This is a genomic window from Kouleothrix sp. 19917 (assembly GCF_057073505.1).
Window position 1 is genome coordinate 1,575,642 of the sequence record NZ_CP097099.1, and the last position, 16,288, is coordinate 1,591,929.

A 16,288-nucleotide genomic window follows, 5' to 3' on the forward strand; every position below is an offset into this window, starting at 1 on the left:
AGAAAGCCACAAGGCTGAGCGTCGAACATGTTATGGACTATTTGATTTTGATGGATGCTCTTGTTCCTGCACTTCGTCCTCATCATCGTCTTCATCAACCGACCAGAACTCGAAGCCAATAGTCAAATCAAGTGCTGCCAAGCGCGCCATATTATGCGGTGAGAGCATTGGCCCACCTGTCCCGCCGTCTCGGCACCACAAACAAAATACATCCATCTGATATCCTTCGGCTTTCAAGGTTGCGAGTGTTGCCGCGTGTGGTTCAAGGTGATCGAGAAGCCAATCCAGATGCCGCCGTAAATCGCGAGAGGTGAGAATACCATCGGTGTCAAAGCCCCAAATACCACTACGGGTTGGAATTTGGCGAGAGCCCCGTGGCGTCCCCTTGCTCCAAGACCAGGAGGGAGTAAGCTTCAGCTTGTGTGAAATCACGACAGGGTCAAGCGAGGGATGCATAATGCGAAAGGCAGCTGAGGTTTCTTTACAGGTGCCGTAATCGTCGTCATACGAATCAGACATACATATCTCAGCACAGTTGTAAGGCTATCTTTCGGCTCCAGGAGTGAGCGTAGTTGGACTTGTTTTATGAGCCACACCAGAGTGCGACCCAACGGTTTGGCGTTCAGTTGCCGCGAGCGCCGCACAGGCTTCCTAAAAAACACCAATCTCGTGCGCGAAGCGGTCAACTGCAACGCCGTGTTGGGCCCGCCGATTGAGCAGCGTTTGTACGTGAGTGCCTCAGCATCATTCTGGCAGATCTTCTAATCGAATACCACGTTTTGCTTGGAGGCTTGCACGCGCTGCTTCGATCCGGTTGAGAAAACGCGGGTCATGCTCTAGACGATACTCAAACCACTCATCCTCTGACTCGAAGCCGATCAGAATACCAGCTGGTTTTCCATGGCGCGTGATCACGATCGCTTCTTCTTCGGCAAGACGAAGATATTTGGAAAGATCATTCTTCACTTCCGAGAGTGGGATCTGTTTCATCAGGTACTCCTTCTCGCTTGAGCCAAGCAGCAGCGTCGGGTTTGTCGATAATAGCAAGAACCTCAACCGTAGTGTCGCGAACATCGTAAAATATCCGTACTTCATCGACGCGTAATCGGTATTGGGGACGTGCTAATCCGCGAAGTCGCTTGATACGGCTTTTGCTGATTTTGGTTGGTTGATGACGTAGGAAACGTTCGAGGGCATCACGAACGGTTGCACGAACATTCGGCTTCAAGTACTGAAGATCTTCGACGGCTTCAGGCGCAAGAATGATTTCATAGGACATAGAAACAATATCCTGACAGCGTGGTCAAATCTGGCTAGAGTATAGCTAGATTCTGGGAAAATTGCAAGAGCAGGTTTGAAAGAAGGAAAGGAGTGGAGAGGCTATGGATGTGGTAAGGGCCCAACGGGTTGCGCTTTAGCGGCGCCGCCACCGATTGATGGCAACTACGTTGTAGCAGATACGAGCGTTGAAAAAGGTACGATCTCGCTCGACGCGAAGCGGCGTCCGCTGCAAGCGCGTGTTGTGCGCGATTTGATAATATGCGTGTTTTTATTATACGGTGTTAGATTTTAAGATGGTGTCAAGTTGGTCTACAATCTGTTTTATCTCTTTGAAAAGATCATCAAAGAATGCTTGTGTGTTATGTTTTTGGAGATTAAGATAATAGTCTTGAAACTTTCCTGATGTCTGAAAGTTCAAGCTTTTTAATCGCTCTATTGTTTGTTCGGATTTGAAACCTACTATATTCCGGTAGTATTGATTGACTGGCATCCAAATGCCTTGTTCGTTTTCTAACGAAAGTAAATAAAAGACAGTGATCGGATGAACTTTTGCTGCCTTCCAATTGTCTAGCTTTACCCAAGTGTATTTTCTAAAAGAGAGCCATTGCTTTGAAGAAAACCGTGGCTGAAGACCTTCCTTTAAACACTTACTTATGAAGATGCGAGTTCTCTTACCTACAGTTGGTGTTGTAGCTTTTTCCAACTTGGCAATAACTTGTTGAATATTATCTGGTATTACTTCTTGTGTTGGTATGGCCGCGACTTGATCGAGTTTTTTTAATATCAAGTCGATAAGATAAATTAAAGACCTACTCTCTCCTAGAGAATATCCTACAGCTGTATGAGCAGTAGGATTGCGGTAAAGCTTGAAAGCGCCGAGCAACAAGTGCTCTAGACCATCACGCTCTTGCTTGCTATCCCCCAACTGCTTCGCAAAATATCCATTTTCCTTGAATGAAGCTTCAATCATTTGTACGCCGAATGACTTATTGGGGTCCAATAATCGGCGAAGGCGTTCTTCGAGAAGGACAAAAGCATTACGGACTGCTTCATCAAAAGCTTGGATGTGGATTAAATATCCACATCGTTTCACAAGTTCTGGGTCCAAGCCAGCTTGCATTTCAACTGATTGCCTTACGGTACGCATCTCATCATCGGTCAGCAACATGAGCGTTCCTTTAGATTCTATAATACTTGCCTATTTTATAACAAATTTTAATGTGACAAGATCAGAAGCGCCCAACGGATTGGCGTTCAGTTGCCGCGAGCGCTGCACAAGCTTCTCATAAAACACCGATCTCGCGCGCGAAGCGGTCAACTGCAACGCCGTGTTGGCTGCCGTTTATTTGAGTTTGCGTATATATGGGACAAATGTCTCGATTTTCGAGAGGATGTATCGTCCTACCACTTTATCTTTTTGAGGTCGTCGATTTCATCAAAATGTGCATCTATGGTCACGAGTGTAAGGTCATATTGGAGCGCAATTGCTGCAATCCAGATATCATTTTCGGGAAGCGGTCGACCTTTTGCCCGAAGCTTCGATTTCACGTGTCCATAGATTTCAGCCGTTCGTATATCGCATTCTAATACCATAGTCGATGCCGCGAATGCAGAAACTTGCGCCATATTTTCTGCGACTCGACTGGAATTCAGAGCACCGTAATACAGTTCCCCAATGACAATACTTGCTGTAAACACATCACTCGCTGTTGAAAGTTCTGCGACAATATTCGCATCATTTCGGAACAGAGCAATAACAATGTTGGTATCCAGCAAAAATCTACCATTCATCAAGGTTGACCTGTTCACAATCACTGTCGATAGCCTGCTGCATTTGCTGGAGGTCTGATAGTGGTATTGTACCTGCGAAAGGAAGCAGGGTCTGACCGTTTACGCCATCAGGAGTTCGAGTCAAGAACCGTACAAACTCAAGAACTTGACGTTGCTGAGCAGGCGCAAGTTTAGCGAGACCTGTAACGATTTCGTTTTCAAGCGATAGGTTTTGCATGGCGGCACCTCCAAAGCATAACGTGTGTATCGACATTATACCTGACTGCAAGAAAAATCGCTTGGTAACAAAACAACATACATGAAGCACATAACACAGAGGCAGCCAACGGGTTGCGCTTTAGCGACGCCGCCGCAGATTGATGGCAAGCACATTGTAGCAGAAACAGACGTTGAAAAACGCACGATCTCGGTCGACGCGAAGCGGCGTCCGCTGCAAGCGCGTGTTCGGCCGCAGCCACGTCGCAGCTTTGACTTTAAAATTGTGGTATTTTTACGCCATCCTCGTCAAGATGCCTCCCAAGCTGATTTCGGCATGCCCGTACTACATCCACTGCTTCTATAGTGCGCTGCAATACAGCTTCTTGAGTTGTATCGAGACGCAGTTGTTGGCGAAGCAGATTGATCTGACCATACATGCTCGATATGACAGTGCGCAGTGCGCTCGCAATTGAGATGAGGATTTCTGTGGCAGTGGTTGCAGCTCCTGACCACTGATTGTGGTACCAATCAATAATTGCCTGAGGTGTGCCAGTATCAATGGAGTGGCGGAGTTCAATGGCTTGTTGTGATGATGTACTACTGATAGCGGCAAGCATGTCTTGATTCAGGAGCATGTGGATCACCTGACGATACAGTTCAGGATTGTCACGACTCTCAACAGCTTGTATTTGAGCTATTTGCCAATGAACGGTATGCTCGACGGCCGCAATAACACGCAAAAAGGAGAGCAAGATAATCGCATCATGCTCTTTCAGGATCGCTTGCTCAAATACTTGTTTCGTATCGAAGAGTGTCATTTGGAACCAGCACTTTGTGGTGAGTGATGCTATACCAGTACGCTCAGAATGACTGACTCCGGTATTGAAGAATTGTGATGGCTGACGGCCGAACGGGTTGCGCTTTAGCGGCGCCGCCCCGATTGATGGCTGTCACATTGTAGCAGATACCGGCGCTGAAAAAGGCACGATCTCGCTCGACGCGAAGCGGCGTCCGCTGCAAGCGCGTGTTGGGCGTGAACTTCGATAGAAAGCCAAACTGAAGCATGAGCCACAGACCTTGAAGCGACACGAGCAGCTGCGCTCAGCGGAATCACGTTGACCGGAACCACATTCAGCACAACGAGCCTTCATTCCACGCAGGGTTGCGAATGCCTTGAACGGAACCACGCGGCATAACAAGCTTTTGAATCACCTTGAAATGAGCGAGACGTTGCCCGGAATCACGCCAGCACCACGAGCATTCGCACCACGCGGGGTTGAGAAAACGCTGACTGGAATCACGCGGCACAACGGGCGTTCATTCCACGCTCGATTCGTTCCTTCGTGGTTGCACTGCTTTTTTATGCCGAAAAGACAGAAAGCGACCTGCGAGATCAAGACAACCTGCGAAACGAGACACGCCCAACGGGTTGCGCTTTAGCGGCGCCGCCACTGATTGATGGCAACTCCATTGTAGCAGATACTGGCGCTAAAAAACGCACGATCTCGCTCGACGCGAAGCGGCGTCCGCTACAAGCGCGTGTTGGGCCGTGACATAGGGCAATAAGGGTTTACAAAAGATTGCATTATTGCGAAGGGCGTCTAGCATGTGCATAATGACTTAGTAGACATTATCCCGATTTACGAATGGATTGATGGCCAGGGAGTGGTTCGGACACGGAAATTATGCAAACCGCAACTTACTTCCATCACCATATCTTTGAGCCCGTCTTTCCACAGACGTATCGTATCTTTGACCATTCGACAGCGTTTCACACTCCTGATTACGTGTTCTGCCACAATTCGACGCTGTGCAACCAGGCGATTGTGCGCTTTCTGTTCGGCGCTGAGTTTGCCACCCTTCGGCTTCTTGAACGGGCGTGTGTGCACGACACCTGCCAGTTCATAGCCCAGAAAGCCCAGATCATCGACCAGTTCGCTGCCCTCCTGCAACGGGTAGGGCGTCAGAGCGGCAATCGCCTTATCGTGGACACTTCCTTCGAAGGTGTCGCTCAGAAACAGGATTATCAGCGCGTGGATCAGCAGCACATTCTTCACCGTGTGGCGCTTGTTCTTGCCGCTGTAGAAACTGGTCTGGTCGGCTGGGTCGCTGGGACGGAGGATTGGTCGTTCGGTGCCATCGTGAAAAAAGGGGTCGCGAACGCTTCAGGCGAGAGCGCAGCGAGGCGTTCTTTCAACTCGGCAAGGTTGCGTGAGGGCAGGTCGCCAAGGCTCCCCAGCGCAGCATGGAGAGCTGGCAGCAGCGCCTGGATCCACTGGTTGGCTTTCGGCTGGCCCATCCCAAAGCTCGCACCGTGAAAAGTCTGGGTCGCGGCTTGCTTGAAGTAGGTCAGGATGAAGAGCAGGCGATCCTCTTTGGAGGGCAAGGGGCAGGTGGCATACTGGCTATAGCGCCGGCCAGTGCGGGGCTTGCCCTCGAGTGTCCAGTCGCGCATTCGTGCAAGAAAGGCAATTTCAAAGGGGACGGCGAGGATTTCGAACTCTTCGACCGTCAGGCTGGTCAAATCGAGGATACGATAGTTCTTGTTGCGTTCTGTTTCATATCGTAATGGCATTGCATTGCTCCTTCTGTTTGGAGATATATCATACCATAAATCGGGATAATCTCTAGTATGTATGCTTCCACAGCATATACAGGGCCTTACAACATGAAACCCGATATGGAATATCCACGAACGAGCCAAAATATGCACACTACTAAGAAGGCCAGCCATGTCGTCGAAGGTTTCCAGCTTCCAATAACACTTACCAGCACGATGATGTGTGCACTGCATCCCACACTTATCAAAAGTAGAGCTGCAAAACTGTCAGTGAACAGCCAGCTAAAGGCTACGCCAATCAGTAAGATGATGAGATGATGTATAAGGGAAAGTAAGACGGGCAGACAAATTACGAGGCGCAATGCCAAATGAGCGGTGGTAGAAGCTTTAACGAGAGAAGAGTTCAAAGGAGTTACTTTCAATCTATCATTACTGCTATGCCCAATTGTGTCATCACAGGCGACTGTTGAGTTGCGAATTCGTTCGAGATGATAAACCGCGAACACGCTTCATTTCAAGCACTCAGGTGCAATGTATGGCCGACGCATAAATAATTGAGCGAGTTTCGAGATGGCGTGAGCTTAGTCCCGGCCCAACGGGTTGCGCTTTAGCGGCGCCGCCACCGATAGACGGCTGCACCATTGTAGCAGAAACTGACGTTGAAAAAGGCACGATCTTGCTCGACGCGAAGCGGCGTCCGCTGCAAGCGCGTGTTGGGCGGTGTTCTATTGGCTTGCTTCATCGTGTAACTGAACCCTTCACACTATTTGACGGCAATGTCGGATAGGCCAAATCGGTGATTTGTGCTGCAGCTTCAAGTTCGTTGATCAAGCGATGGATGAGTGCAACGCGTGGGCCATCAGTATCTTTTACTGTCAAATGGTTCAGCTCATTATTTTGCCTAAATGCAATTGATAATTCTGGTACATCAGTAACAATGACGTTCGATGCAGGGAGCGGCGGAAGATGTTCAAGCATGTTTGTATATCGTGCTGAAAACTGTTGGATCTGCTCGGCATCGATGTACCCAAGATGGAGACCAGGAGATGCGGTATCGTGCTCGCTGTAGTACATGATCGTGCCGCCACGGAAAACCCACACTGTATACACGGGACAAGAACCAAAGCAGAGTGGATGATCAATCACAAATATCAAGCGCTGGTAAGCAAGCGTTGCAGCAAGCAGAACAGTCAGGGCAATCAGGGATGGAATGCCAAGTAATTTGAGCCAATAGCGCATGTGCAACACCTCGAAAGATTGCTGGAACAGGACGGCGAGTTGATGGCAGAGAAACAATACCTTTAAGTTCGAGTATAGCAGGAATACGAGGGCGCGTGGATGTTGATTTATTTAGGTTCTTGGCCGTCATACAGGAGAGCACAGGCTTATAGTCGGTCAAGTGTGATGATGGACGAACCCGCCCAACGGGTTGGCGTTCAGTTGCCGCGAGCGCTCTGCTCAGGCTTCTCTCAAAAAAGGCGCGATCTTGCGCGCGAAGCGGTCAACTGCAACGCCGTGTTGGACGGCGGCTCATAGTTGCAGAGCGCTAGGCAGGTTTTGTAAAGAGTTGCGGCGCAAATCGTCGGAGATCATGCGCTAACGCACTCTGGTCGGAATATTGAAAGATAAAGAGCGGTATACGACGCGTCGTATACAGATCGCGTTGATGCAGCGGACTGATGTAGGTTGCAGCAGGCCGGTGTAATAGCAGTGATGGCAACCCACTGCCATGCGTGATTTCTTGGACATTGCTCCAAGTCGTCTTGATGGTTATCCCATGGCCATAGTATTCGAGCCCTTTGGGGGACAGCATCAAATATGCGGTTCTTTTCAGGTGTCGCGCGACCCAGAATGCAATCAGAATAACGAGCAGAAGAACAAGCGAGATCGTGATTGTTCCTGTGGAAATAACGCCTTGTTGCTTGAGATCATTGCGTATCGCGACAATTGGAATCAGCGCAAAGAGTGGTACGAGCAGTGCCACAATGTACACGGCAACTTGGTTAAATACCTGGGGTTCGTGATAGATTGTACACGTCTCGCCGGTTGCAGCTGGGTGGGAGGCGGTCATGATTTGCTCTGCTGTATTGATGACGTCGCTCTGTCCCATTATACGACTTGCCGACCCTTCGAGTTACAGAGAAAGAGAATAGATGAATGACAATACTGCACCTTGTTCAGAGTGGTGTTGATGGCCGCCGTCCAACGGGTTGCGCTTTAGCGGCGCCGCCACCGATACATGGCACTGACATTGTAGCAGATACTGACGTGGAAAATGCCTACGATCTCGCTCGACGCGAAGCGGCGTCCGCTGCAAGCGCGTGTTGGGCGTCTATTCTGTCGTTTGTTTTCCCCGTTGTCCTCACTGTTTCCCTTTCGCAGTGGCGACTTTGGCAAAGAGTAATTCAGCCCACGACACTCCATCAATCGTCACGTCTGATAACGGCCAAAGAAATTGCGGTGCCCATTGGCGACGAGAATGAGTTGGCAAATCAATCAGGACGTGTAAACACCACGCGAAAAGGCTTGCCGAGGACCACCGTTTCCAAATGATATGATGGAGAAGCGCCAATAGCCCGAGAACTGGAAAGCTATGAAAGATATGGTGTGCCGTTTTCATCCATGCAGGTGGCTCGGGCCATGTGTTTGTAGCGAGAGCAGGGCCGAGTTGCTTGGTGACGAATAGCCAAGGAGGATAGGCACAATAGAAAGGCGCATCTGCAACTAAACCACCAAGAATGGTGCTTGGCTTCGTGTCGATGCAGATGCATGTTATCAGAACATGGGTGATTGGATCCATCACACGATTTCCCAGAGTGCGTGAGGATGCACTGACTTTTATCTGGCGATCGCTCGACTCGTTTGACCATGACATGATTGATTGAAACGGCGGAGAAAAGATAAAATCGGTAATGAGATAAGACTGGCTGTTTTTACGAAAACTCGTCGTGTAGCCTTGTCGCACTTTTATAACCCATTACGAAAAGGCGACATAATGAAGAGAAGATTGATACGCAGAAAAGGGGACCTACCGGATTATACTTTGAAAAGTATTTGATGAATAGACGCCCAACGGGTTGCGCTTTAGCGGCGCCGCCCCGATTGATGGCAAGCACATTGTAGCAGATACCGGCGCGGAAAATAACCCCGATCTCGCTCGACGCGAAGCGGCGTCCGCTGCAAGCGCGTGTTGGGCGTGAGCTTTGATAGACAGCCGAATGGAAGCATGAGACGCCGACGTTGATGGGACACGAGCAGCTGCGCTTGGCGGAATCACGTTGACCGGAACCACGCTCAGCATAACGAACACTCGCACCACGCGGGGTTGAGAAAGCGCGACACGGAATCACGCGGCATAACGGGCTTTCGTACCACATTGCTTTGCGCCAAACGCTGACCGGAATCACGCCAGCACAACGAGCGCTCGTACCACGCAGGGTTGCGAAAACCTTGAACAGAACCACGTGGCACAACGGGCGCTCATCCCACGCTCGATTCGCTCTCTTGTGACTGTACTGCTTTGGTATGCCAAAAAGACAGAAAGCGATCTGCGAGATCGAGACTACCTGTGAAACGAGACGCGCCCAACGGGTTGGCGTTCAGTTGCCGCGAGCGCTGCGCAGATTTCCAAAAAACACCGATCTTGAGCGCGAAGCGGTCAACTGCAACGCCGTGTTGGGCGAAGCGCGCCGCTATCGTTCGTATCGATGCAATTTTCTCATGCGACGTTCCGCAGTTCTTCCCGCACGACGCGACGCAACAGATCTTCTAAGGAGTGCCGATCGATATGCTCACGCAGCGCTTGGTTAATTGCTGTCTGATAGTTACCTCCGCCAACCTGCTCGACCTGCCCGCGGAACCATTCGATGATATCGTCATCCAATCGAATAGTAATACGGGTTTTGCCTGCGAGTATGTGATCAACTGCGCCGCGCTTGGCTTGACTGAAATCGTATTCGTCGTTCATCGCATTTATCCTTCGTACTGAAGACGTTCCTGACGGTTCGCTTTACGGGCTGAGATGATCCGGATGCGATCCTCGCCACGCCAAGTATAGACAACCACCAAAAGCGTGCCAAAGGCATCTGCTCCAAGGGTGACAAAACGTTGTTCATCAGCGAAGTCGTCCGCCATTGTGAGTGCCAACTCGTCACTGAATACCGCAACTGTATCAGCAAATCGAACACCATGCTTTTGGAGATTGGAGATCGCTTTGTTCTGATCCCATTCATAATCCATCGTACTAACCCTTGGGATGGTTCAAAGAATATTTTTGATTATATGCACAAACGTACACGGAGTCAAGAGAAAACAGAGTTGAAGCTGAGGAAAGTTTGATGCGCGCTTGCCCAACGGGTTGCGCTTTAGCGGCGCCGCTGCAATAAATGGCAACCACATTGTAGCAGAAACTGACGCTCAAAAGGCACGATCTTGCTCGACGCGGAGCGGCGTCCGCTGCAAGCGCGTGTTGGGCTGCCTCTGGAGAACGTGTTTGGATGAAGACAATTATGGCGTTATAGCTTGAAACGCTTCCAAAACTGGCTTGGCTTCGTCAATTGGTATTTCCTCTTTGACAAGCAATACTGCGTTACGGTTTTGTATCATTCGGTATCGTGCTGACTCTGGATATTGGCGGTAGTGGCTATCAGCCAGTGAAAAAAGATGCGCCTGTTGCTCATTGGCAAAGACGATGATTGAGCCAGATGGTGTACTCCATGATGGAGTGACAATGGAAAAGGAGACGGAAGTTGCTTTCAGCTTGGCCAGAGCAGGTTGCTCTTCATTCTTCACTTGGTCAATTTGGATGCCATTTTTGTGGAGTGCGTCGACAATGTGTTGAGTACTGGTCCATCGAGCAGGAAAAAGCGAACAACTTGCGACCGTCCAAACAACCACGAGCAGCCAGAGCGAAGGAAGATGGAGATGGTGGCGCGACAGAATGTTGTGCATAGTGACGTTCTTGTGCATGAGTGCGAGATACTATGGCCATTGTGCGATGCGCCAAGTTGTACATAGGCGCAAAAATATAATTGTGAAAATGATTAGAGATAGAGACAACGCTTGTATTAGAGGCGGCCCAACGGGTTGCGCTTTAGCGGCGCCGCCAACGATTGATGGCAATGTCATTGTAGCAGAAACTGACGCTGAAAAACGCACGATCTCGCTCGACGCGAAGCGGCGTCCGCTGCAAGCGCGTGTTGGGCGTTTGTTTGAAACAGGTGATGAACTGGATTTGCGTACCACGTTTCTGCTTACACGCCAGATGACTTTTCGCGATACCAGGCATCCGTGTTGTATACATCGGGAATAGCCTGTTCGCTTGGTTCATCAAACCCTAATGCCGCAAGCTCATCGCGCCATCGTTCATATTTTGATTTCGGAAGACGCGTTCCACACCACGGGCAGAAACTGATCGTGATACACGAACTTCCACCATCATGAATAATCAAGCCATATTCATCAAATTGTGCTGTATATGTAATTAGTACATCTGGGCAATCGAAGAGGTCAGGATGGTCGGGGCAGCGATGCAGAATTTGGGATGTCATCATATCGCAGCAAAAACGTTGATTCGTGTTCATTTACAGCCTTTGATAGCTATGCGCTGCTTTCACTAGAGCGTGTAATTGTTACGTCAGGTGGTCACGTCATTTGTACACGCACCACGCGATTGGGTTGAAGCGAGTATGGCGTGAGAAAAGCGTACTGCGACGGTAGAGGTTACGTAGAGAGAAGATAGGCGCTCAAAAAACATAACGATGAATGCGGGCCAGACACACATGCGCTATCAATCCAAAACACCGTTGATGAATGAACGCCCAACGTTATGCCATTCACCCGCGCCGCCGTTATAGATCGGGAAAACGTTCGTGTGCTTCCAGATTGCAAAAAATGCCCGATCTTGCTCGACGCGCAGCGGCGTCGGGTGCAATGGCGGGTTAGCCTGCAGGCTTGCGCCATGATAGTAATCGAGAAACCAGATGCTTTTTCGTTTTTATCAGCCTGATCTCGCCGGTTACGCTGTCAATCTGATATCGCTCATTCTGAAAATCGACAACGATAATATGATCAGCTTCAATCGTGATGCTATTCGAGAAGATATCCTTGCCACTTGCTGACCAGATAATTGTACCGTCGAATGCAAGACGTGCGATATCTTGTTCGCCGTGAGTAACCAACCCATCAGAAGCGGGAAGAACATACACACCAAAACATTCGCTTGGGTCAACAGCAGCTTTCCATTGCACCGTGAGCTGTGGAAGTTCGAGAGCAAAGACAAACTGTGCAACCGCTATAAAGCAGATTTGTCCGATAATGATCGCACTGTGTTCACGTGCACCAACACCAATATCGGACGAAAAGAGACAAGAAGCGATCATCTTTCCTTGCTGATAGACTTCAACAACTTTGTGAACGAAAAGATACTCGCCAAGCGTAATGGTGTGCGAATAACTCACCGTTTCGGTCAAGTCAGAAAGACGAGTTTGAGGAAGATCGCGAATGACAATATCGTAGGGCAGAGCTTGAAGATCAAGCATAGAGGTTGCTCACAGATGTACAGAAAGAGTGGAGTGAAGCATATCATGACAACCAAGCAATGTTGAGAACGAGCGTGATGGCCTGCGGGCTAACGGGTTGCGCTTTAGCGGCGCCGCCACTGATTGATGGCTGCCACATTGTAGCAGAAACTAGCGCTGAAAAACGCACGATCTTGCTCGACGCGAAGCGGCGTCCGCTGCAAGCGCGTGTTGGGCGCGAGCTTTGTCAGCACGATTGTTGACTCTACAGAACTCAATTTGCTCCTCCGCATTTGCTAAACTGGATTGTGTCCCGGACAAGTGTATGATGAGCGGTCTTTGTCCAAAGGACGAGCGCATAGGGCTCCCGGCGAATGGTAAAGCGTGTTTGAGTTCCAGCAATGCCGATATCGACTTGATCCGACAGCTGGAGCTGATATGTTCCATGGATCGAAGGATCAGTGACCGATTGCCATGTACCAGTAGAGTCGAAGAGTACGTCCGTCGGAAGTTCAGGTGTATCGCACGAAGCAATGACGCGCCACTGACCAAGTAAGGGGTTGGAAGAGTCAACTTGAAGTTGTTTGAGGGTAAAGTCAGTTGATGGTGCAGCCCAAACGGCAATAATGATAAGAAAGAAACAACCAATAAGGGGAAGCGCACAGCCGAGCCAAATCCAAGAGTTGTCGGAACGAAGCCATGGCATTGGTCTACTCCAAACGATATGTTGTGTTGCGTATAAATAGAGATGAGCCAAGCAAAATAATGCAGCTATGGAACCGTATAGGAAATGGTCTGGCTCATATTTCGCAAGCGCCCAACGGTTTGGCGTTCAGTTGCCGCGAGCGCAGGTATAAACTTTCTTAAAAAGCACCGATCTCGCGCGCGAAGCGGTCAACTGCAACGCCGTGTTGGACGGCTGGTAGCGTAGAGGTTTAGGTCTAATACACGCGGAAAATAGCTTCGCTTATGCAGTTCCCGAACGCAGCCGTGAATGCAAATATTGGCACGCGTCTATGCAGATATTATATGGTTTGCCGGACGCTCGTTTTTGCTACATTGAGCAGTAAACGTAAGGCGTCATTGACAGCTTCTTCGGTCGGAAATGCTGCGGCGACGTCTGGAGCAAGCCGAACAATATTTGACCCCGCAGCGAGCCGCTGCACATATTTACCACGGATGCCATTCCTTAAGACGTTCTCATCATATTCGTCGCGGAGATCATCCTCACGTGGTGTATTACTGTTCTGACTCATATAATCGCCGCTCCTTCGGTTTGAGCGTTCGAGCGCTAATGATACGAATACGATCGCCGCGATCTGTATGAGCAACCATCAGCAAGCGCCCTTCTGCAGATGTGCCAAGAACAATGAAACGATCCTCATCCTGCGAATGATCCGGATCGGCGAACGTGATTACAAGCGGATCAGAAAAGACCGTCGCCGCTTCGGGAAAAGCGACGCCATGTTTGTGGAAATTATACTCAGCTTTTTGATCGTCCCATTCAAAATCCATGCAGTTAGTATAGCATAGTCACGTGAGCCTGGTTGCGCATAATCGATGTGATGGCTGCCGTCCAACGGGTTGCGCTTTAGCGGCGCCGCTGCAATAAATGGCAACCACATTGTAGCAGATAGTGGCGCTGAAAAGGCCCGATCTCGCTCGACGCGAAGCGGCGTCCGCTGCAAGCGCGTGTTGGGCGTGAACTTCGATAGAAAGCCAAACTGAGGCATACGCCAATCACGCTCCATCGACACGAGCAGCTGCGCTCGGCGGAATCACGTTGACCGGAACCACATTCAGCATAACGCGCCTCCGTATCACGCAGGGTTGAGAAAACCTTGCACGGAATCACGTTCAGCATCACGGGCGTTCGTACCACATTGAATTGCGTGAAACGTTGAACAGAACCACAATCAGCATAACGAGCACTCGCACCACGCAGGGTTGAGAAAACACTGACTGGAATCACGTGGCACAACGGGCGTTCATCCCATGCTCGATTCGTTCCTTCGGAGTTGCACTGCGTTCTTCTGCCGAAAAGACAGAAAGCGACCTGTGAGATCAAGACAACCTAAGAAACGAAAGACGCCCAACGGGTTGCGCTTTAGCGGCGCCGCCCCGATGAATGGCAGCCACATTGTAGCAGATACCGACGCTGAAAAAGGCACGATCTCGCTCGACGCGAAGCGGCGTCCGCTGCAAGCGCGTGTTCGGCGGCAGCCTTGACAATTCCATTGCCTTGGAGACAGCCTTACAACAAGTCTTTATCTGGTTCGATATCGTCAAGACATAATGCTGTTCTGAGCATTCCAAAGGCGTCGGCTTGGTGTTGCATTATCCCGATAACATCATGCATAGCCATAAGATAACCTGTATGATATGCGCGATCTAGCTCGTTCTCCTGAATGTATTTTTCTGCTTTGGCCTCAACAGCCCGCTCTTTCAGGAGCATTCCAAGATCGTAGAGGTAATTGCTGGTGATTTGGTCGCTGGTGGTCATATCTGTTACTCCGAGGAGCGATAGCACCTGCACTACAAGGCAGCTTTGGCTTATATATAGCGAGTACTGGAAGCGTTATAACTAAGGTTTTGCAGAAATAGGCGAAAGCTCAGGGTAAAGCCAAACGGAGCTTGATATCGGACAGAGTCATGCCTTGGTGCGATTGTTCGATGGCCCAAGCAAGCGTTTTGCCCAAGGTCTCGCGAGCGATGGTGCGACAGGACTCGCCAATGGTCATCAGGCGTGTGTGAGCCCATTCGAAGGCACGATCATGCTTCAATTGGCGCATCAGAGCCGTGTACGCCAGGACGACGAGGTGCATGTGCCTGGTCTGGCCCATCCCGTCCCTGAGCTGACACTCGCCCATGCCCAAATGCTGCTTCCCGTCCCGATGAAAGGTCTCCGTCCCTGTCCAGCGCTTTTTGTAGACCTTCAAAATGCGATGAGCTTCCCACTGGGTTCGGTTGCTGATCAGGATCTTGCGTGGCGTCGCAGCTTCTGCTTCTGACCACAACACCAGAATACGCACTGGGTGGTTGACATTGGGCAGACGAACGGACTTGGTGAAGTTACCATTGCGTGTGACCGCCGACCGTAAACTTGGTGCGAACAAGCGGCGTGAGCGTTTTGACCCACTCAGTCACGCTGGTCTGCTTCCCGCTGACTACAATCACTCGGTTGGCTTTCAAATCACCGATGTAGCTGCGACCTTTGGCGTGGAGGGTGTTCATAATTGGCGCGTTGGTGAAGTAACTGTCGAAGGTGAAGTCGCCCGGTATGTCCTCAGCGACAACCCAATCGATCAGTTCCTTAGCGAGGTCGGTGTGATTCTTGAACGGGCGCTCGTCGTCGCACTGCTCGCGCTTGCGGAAGCGCCGGAAATCGAGCGGATAATGCTTCCCACTCGGGTTGACGTAGTTGGCAAACAGGTAATCGTGGGCGATCAGGTGGCGTTTGTCGGCATGGTCCCAGAAATAGCCGACATCCTCTATCAGTTTGCCGTCATGATCTATCAAAGTGTTATCGATCGCGATAACGCCGTCGTGACGATAGCGCGTTGCAGCGTCCTGTTGAAGCCATTCGAGCCGGTGCGCGTTGATGCGCTGGACATCCCAGGGCGCTTCAGTCAACCATCGATTGAGAGTGGATTGGTCGGGTGGGGCGGCAAACTCTCGCGTGATACCGCTCACGGTCTTGTGCTCCGCTACAAACAGCCCGGTCAGGTATTCGGCAAAGTGGCGGCGTGAAGGCTCATTTGGAAACAGGTCGGCGAACTGGACCAGCAGTTCCTCGACCACCTGTGGTATCGCGACAATTGCTGGCACCTGTGCCTCCCAACTGGTAGACCAACGCTCGCCTGATCATATGCTCAGAAGCTTGTTGCCGCAAATCTGCAAAAGTCCAGTTATAAGTTCCATCGTTGATCAATCGCGTCAT

General features: G+C 50.3%; 21 protein-coding genes and 1 pseudogene. All 22 read right to left on the reverse strand.

The window, feature by feature from the left end:
• Positions 1–30 precede the first annotated feature (30 nt).
• A complete protein-coding gene (locus tag M1P90_RS06430) occupies positions 31–519 on the reverse strand; it encodes a DUF4279 domain-containing protein (protein WP_483701800.1) in 489 nt (162 codons plus the stop codon).
• Between the two features lie 225 nt (positions 520–744).
• Complete coding sequence (locus M1P90_RS06435; protein WP_483701762.1) at positions 745–990, reverse strand: type II toxin-antitoxin system Phd/YefM family antitoxin; 246 nt, start codon at positions 988–990, stop codon at positions 745–747.
• A complete protein-coding gene (locus M1P90_RS06440; protein WP_483701763.1) occupies positions 956–1,279 on the reverse strand; it encodes a type II toxin-antitoxin system RelE family toxin in 324 nt (107 codons plus the stop codon). Before M1P90_RS06440 ends, M1P90_RS06435 begins: the two co-directional genes overlap by 35 nt.
• A 273-nt stretch (positions 1,280–1,552) precedes the next feature.
• Entirely contained in the window at positions 1,553–2,449 is an 897-nt protein-coding gene (locus M1P90_RS06445; protein ID WP_483701801.1) for a TIGR02391 family protein, read from the reverse strand.
• Between the two features lie 233 nt (positions 2,450–2,682).
• Positions 2,683–3,057, reverse strand: coding sequence for a PIN domain-containing protein (locus M1P90_RS06450; protein ID WP_483701802.1), 375 nt, complete (start codon positions 3,055–3,057; stop codon positions 2,683–2,685).
• Between the two features lie 4 nt (positions 3,058–3,061).
• Positions 3,062–3,289, reverse strand: a complete 228-nt coding sequence (locus M1P90_RS06455; protein ID WP_483701803.1) for a hypothetical protein — start codon at positions 3,287–3,289, stop codon at positions 3,062–3,064.
• 256 nt (positions 3,290–3,545) lie between these two features.
• Entirely contained in the window at positions 3,546–4,088 is a 543-nt protein-coding gene (locus M1P90_RS06460) for a hypothetical protein (RefSeq protein WP_483701804.1), read from the reverse strand.
• A gap of 822 nt (positions 4,089–4,910) precedes the next feature.
• Positions 4,911–5,393: a transposase family protein gene (locus M1P90_RS06465; RefSeq protein WP_483704616.1), complete on the reverse strand. Its 483-nt coding sequence runs from the start codon at positions 5,391–5,393 to the stop codon at positions 4,911–4,913.
• Positions 5,324–5,845: a transposase family protein gene (locus tag M1P90_RS06470; RefSeq protein ID WP_483701805.1), complete on the reverse strand. Its 522-nt coding sequence runs from the start codon at positions 5,843–5,845 to the stop codon at positions 5,324–5,326. Before M1P90_RS06470 ends, M1P90_RS06465 begins: the two co-directional genes overlap by 70 nt.
• A gap of 723 nt (positions 5,846–6,568) precedes the next feature.
• Positions 6,569–7,069 (reverse strand): DUF6438 domain-containing protein, encoded by a 501-nt coding sequence (locus tag M1P90_RS06475; protein WP_483701806.1) that lies wholly within the window; start codon positions 7,067–7,069, stop codon positions 6,569–6,571.
• Positions 7,070–7,376: 307 nt separating this feature from the next.
• Positions 7,377–7,940: a hypothetical protein gene (locus tag M1P90_RS06480; protein ID WP_483701795.1), complete on the reverse strand. Its 564-nt coding sequence runs from the start codon at positions 7,938–7,940 to the stop codon at positions 7,377–7,379.
• 252 nt (positions 7,941–8,192) lie between these two features.
• On the reverse strand, positions 8,193–8,795 hold the full coding sequence (locus M1P90_RS06485; protein ID WP_483701722.1) for a hypothetical protein: 603 nt from the start codon (positions 8,793–8,795) through the stop codon (positions 8,193–8,195).
• A 753-nt stretch (positions 8,796–9,548) separates the two neighbouring features.
• A complete protein-coding gene (locus M1P90_RS06490; RefSeq protein WP_483701807.1) occupies positions 9,549–9,797 on the reverse strand; it encodes a BrnA antitoxin family protein in 249 nt (82 codons plus the stop codon).
• Positions 9,798–9,802: 5 nt separating this feature from the next.
• A complete protein-coding gene (locus M1P90_RS06495) occupies positions 9,803–10,069 on the reverse strand; it encodes a BrnT family toxin (protein ID WP_483701808.1) in 267 nt (88 codons plus the stop codon).
• Positions 10,070–10,336: 267 nt separating this feature from the next.
• Positions 10,337–10,780 carry a hypothetical protein gene (locus M1P90_RS06500; protein ID WP_483701809.1) on the reverse strand — a complete coding sequence of 148 codons (444 nt, stop codon included), beginning with the start codon at positions 10,778–10,780 and terminating at the stop codon, positions 10,337–10,339.
• Positions 10,781–11,082: 302 nt separating this feature from the next.
• Positions 11,083–11,412 (reverse strand): DUF6980 family protein, encoded by a 330-nt coding sequence (locus tag M1P90_RS06505; protein WP_483701810.1) that lies wholly within the window; start codon positions 11,410–11,412, stop codon positions 11,083–11,085.
• 357 nt (positions 11,413–11,769) lie between these two features.
• Entirely contained in the window at positions 11,770–12,369 is a 600-nt protein-coding gene (locus M1P90_RS06510; RefSeq protein WP_483701811.1) for a hypothetical protein, read from the reverse strand.
• Positions 12,370–12,622: 253 nt separating this feature from the next.
• Complete coding sequence (locus M1P90_RS06515) at positions 12,623–13,054, reverse strand: hypothetical protein (protein WP_483701812.1); 432 nt, start codon at positions 13,052–13,054, stop codon at positions 12,623–12,625.
• 319 nt (positions 13,055–13,373) lie between these two features.
• Entirely contained in the window at positions 13,374–13,604 is a 231-nt protein-coding gene (locus M1P90_RS06520) for a hypothetical protein (protein ID WP_483701730.1), read from the reverse strand.
• Positions 13,588–13,863 (reverse strand): BrnT family toxin, encoded by a 276-nt coding sequence (locus M1P90_RS06525; protein ID WP_483701731.1) that lies wholly within the window; start codon positions 13,861–13,863, stop codon positions 13,588–13,590. Before M1P90_RS06525 ends, M1P90_RS06520 begins: the two co-directional genes overlap by 17 nt.
• A gap of 739 nt (positions 13,864–14,602) precedes the next feature.
• Complete coding sequence (locus M1P90_RS06530) at positions 14,603–14,851, reverse strand: hypothetical protein (protein WP_483701712.1); 249 nt, start codon at positions 14,849–14,851, stop codon at positions 14,603–14,605.
• Positions 14,852–14,960: 109 nt separating this feature from the next.
• Positions 14,961–16,176 (reverse strand): annotated as a pseudogene (locus tag M1P90_RS06535) (IS701 family transposase).
• Positions 16,177–16,288: the final 112 nt, after the last annotated feature.

What these genes read in the sequence shown, in the direction of transcription:
- M1P90_RS06430 (WP_483701800.1), bottom strand. Translation starts at nt 519, where the DNA reads ATGTCTGATTCGTATGACGACGATTACGGCACCTGTAAAGAAACCTCA.
- M1P90_RS06435 (WP_483701762.1), bottom strand. Translation starts at nt 990, where the DNA reads ATGAAACAGATCCCACTCTCGGAAGTGAAGAATGATCTTTCCAAATAT.
- M1P90_RS06440 (WP_483701763.1), bottom strand. Translation starts at nt 1,279, where the DNA reads ATGTCCTATGAAATCATTCTTGCGCCTGAAGCCGTCGAAGATCTTCAG.
- M1P90_RS06445 (WP_483701801.1), bottom strand. Translation starts at nt 2,449, where the DNA reads ATGTTGCTGACCGATGATGAGATGCGTACCGTAAGGCAATCAGTTGAA.
- M1P90_RS06455 (WP_483701803.1), bottom strand. Translation starts at nt 3,289, where the DNA reads ATGCAAAACCTATCGCTTGAAAACGAAATCGTTACAGGTCTCGCTAAA.
- M1P90_RS06460 (WP_483701804.1), bottom strand. Translation starts at nt 4,088, where the DNA reads ATGACACTCTTCGATACGAAACAAGTATTTGAGCAAGCGATCCTGAAA.
- M1P90_RS06470 (WP_483701805.1), bottom strand. Translation starts at nt 5,845, where the DNA reads ATGCCATTACGATATGAAACAGAACGCAACAAGAACTATCGTATCCTC.
- M1P90_RS06475 (WP_483701806.1), bottom strand. Translation starts at nt 7,069, where the DNA reads ATGCGCTATTGGCTCAAATTACTTGGCATTCCATCCCTGATTGCCCTG.
- M1P90_RS06480 (WP_483701795.1), bottom strand. Translation starts at nt 7,940, where the DNA reads ATGGGACAGAGCGACGTCATCAATACAGCAGAGCAAATCATGACCGCC.
- M1P90_RS06490 (WP_483701807.1), bottom strand. Translation starts at nt 9,797, where the DNA reads ATGAACGACGAATACGATTTCAGTCAAGCCAAGCGCGGCGCAGTTGAT.
- M1P90_RS06495 (WP_483701808.1), bottom strand. Translation starts at nt 10,069, where the DNA reads ATGGATTATGAATGGGATCAGAACAAAGCGATCTCCAATCTCCAAAAG.
- M1P90_RS06500 (WP_483701809.1), bottom strand. Translation starts at nt 10,780, where the DNA reads ATGCACAACATTCTGTCGCGCCACCATCTCCATCTTCCTTCGCTCTGG.
- M1P90_RS06505 (WP_483701810.1), bottom strand. Translation starts at nt 11,412, where the DNA reads ATGAACACGAATCAACGTTTTTGCTGCGATATGATGACATCCCAAATT.
- M1P90_RS06510 (WP_483701811.1), bottom strand. Translation starts at nt 12,369, where the DNA reads ATGCTTGATCTTCAAGCTCTGCCCTACGATATTGTCATTCGCGATCTT.
- M1P90_RS06515 (WP_483701812.1), bottom strand. Translation starts at nt 13,054, where the DNA reads ATGCCATGGCTTCGTTCCGACAACTCTTGGATTTGGCTCGGCTGTGCG.
- M1P90_RS06520 (WP_483701730.1), bottom strand. Translation starts at nt 13,604, where the DNA reads ATGAGTCAGAACAGTAATACACCACGTGAGGATGATCTCCGCGACGAA.
- M1P90_RS06525 (WP_483701731.1), bottom strand. Translation starts at nt 13,863, where the DNA reads ATGGATTTTGAATGGGACGATCAAAAAGCTGAGTATAATTTCCACAAA.
- M1P90_RS06530 (WP_483701712.1), bottom strand. Translation starts at nt 14,851, where the DNA reads ATGACCACCAGCGACCAAATCACCAGCAATTACCTCTACGATCTTGGA.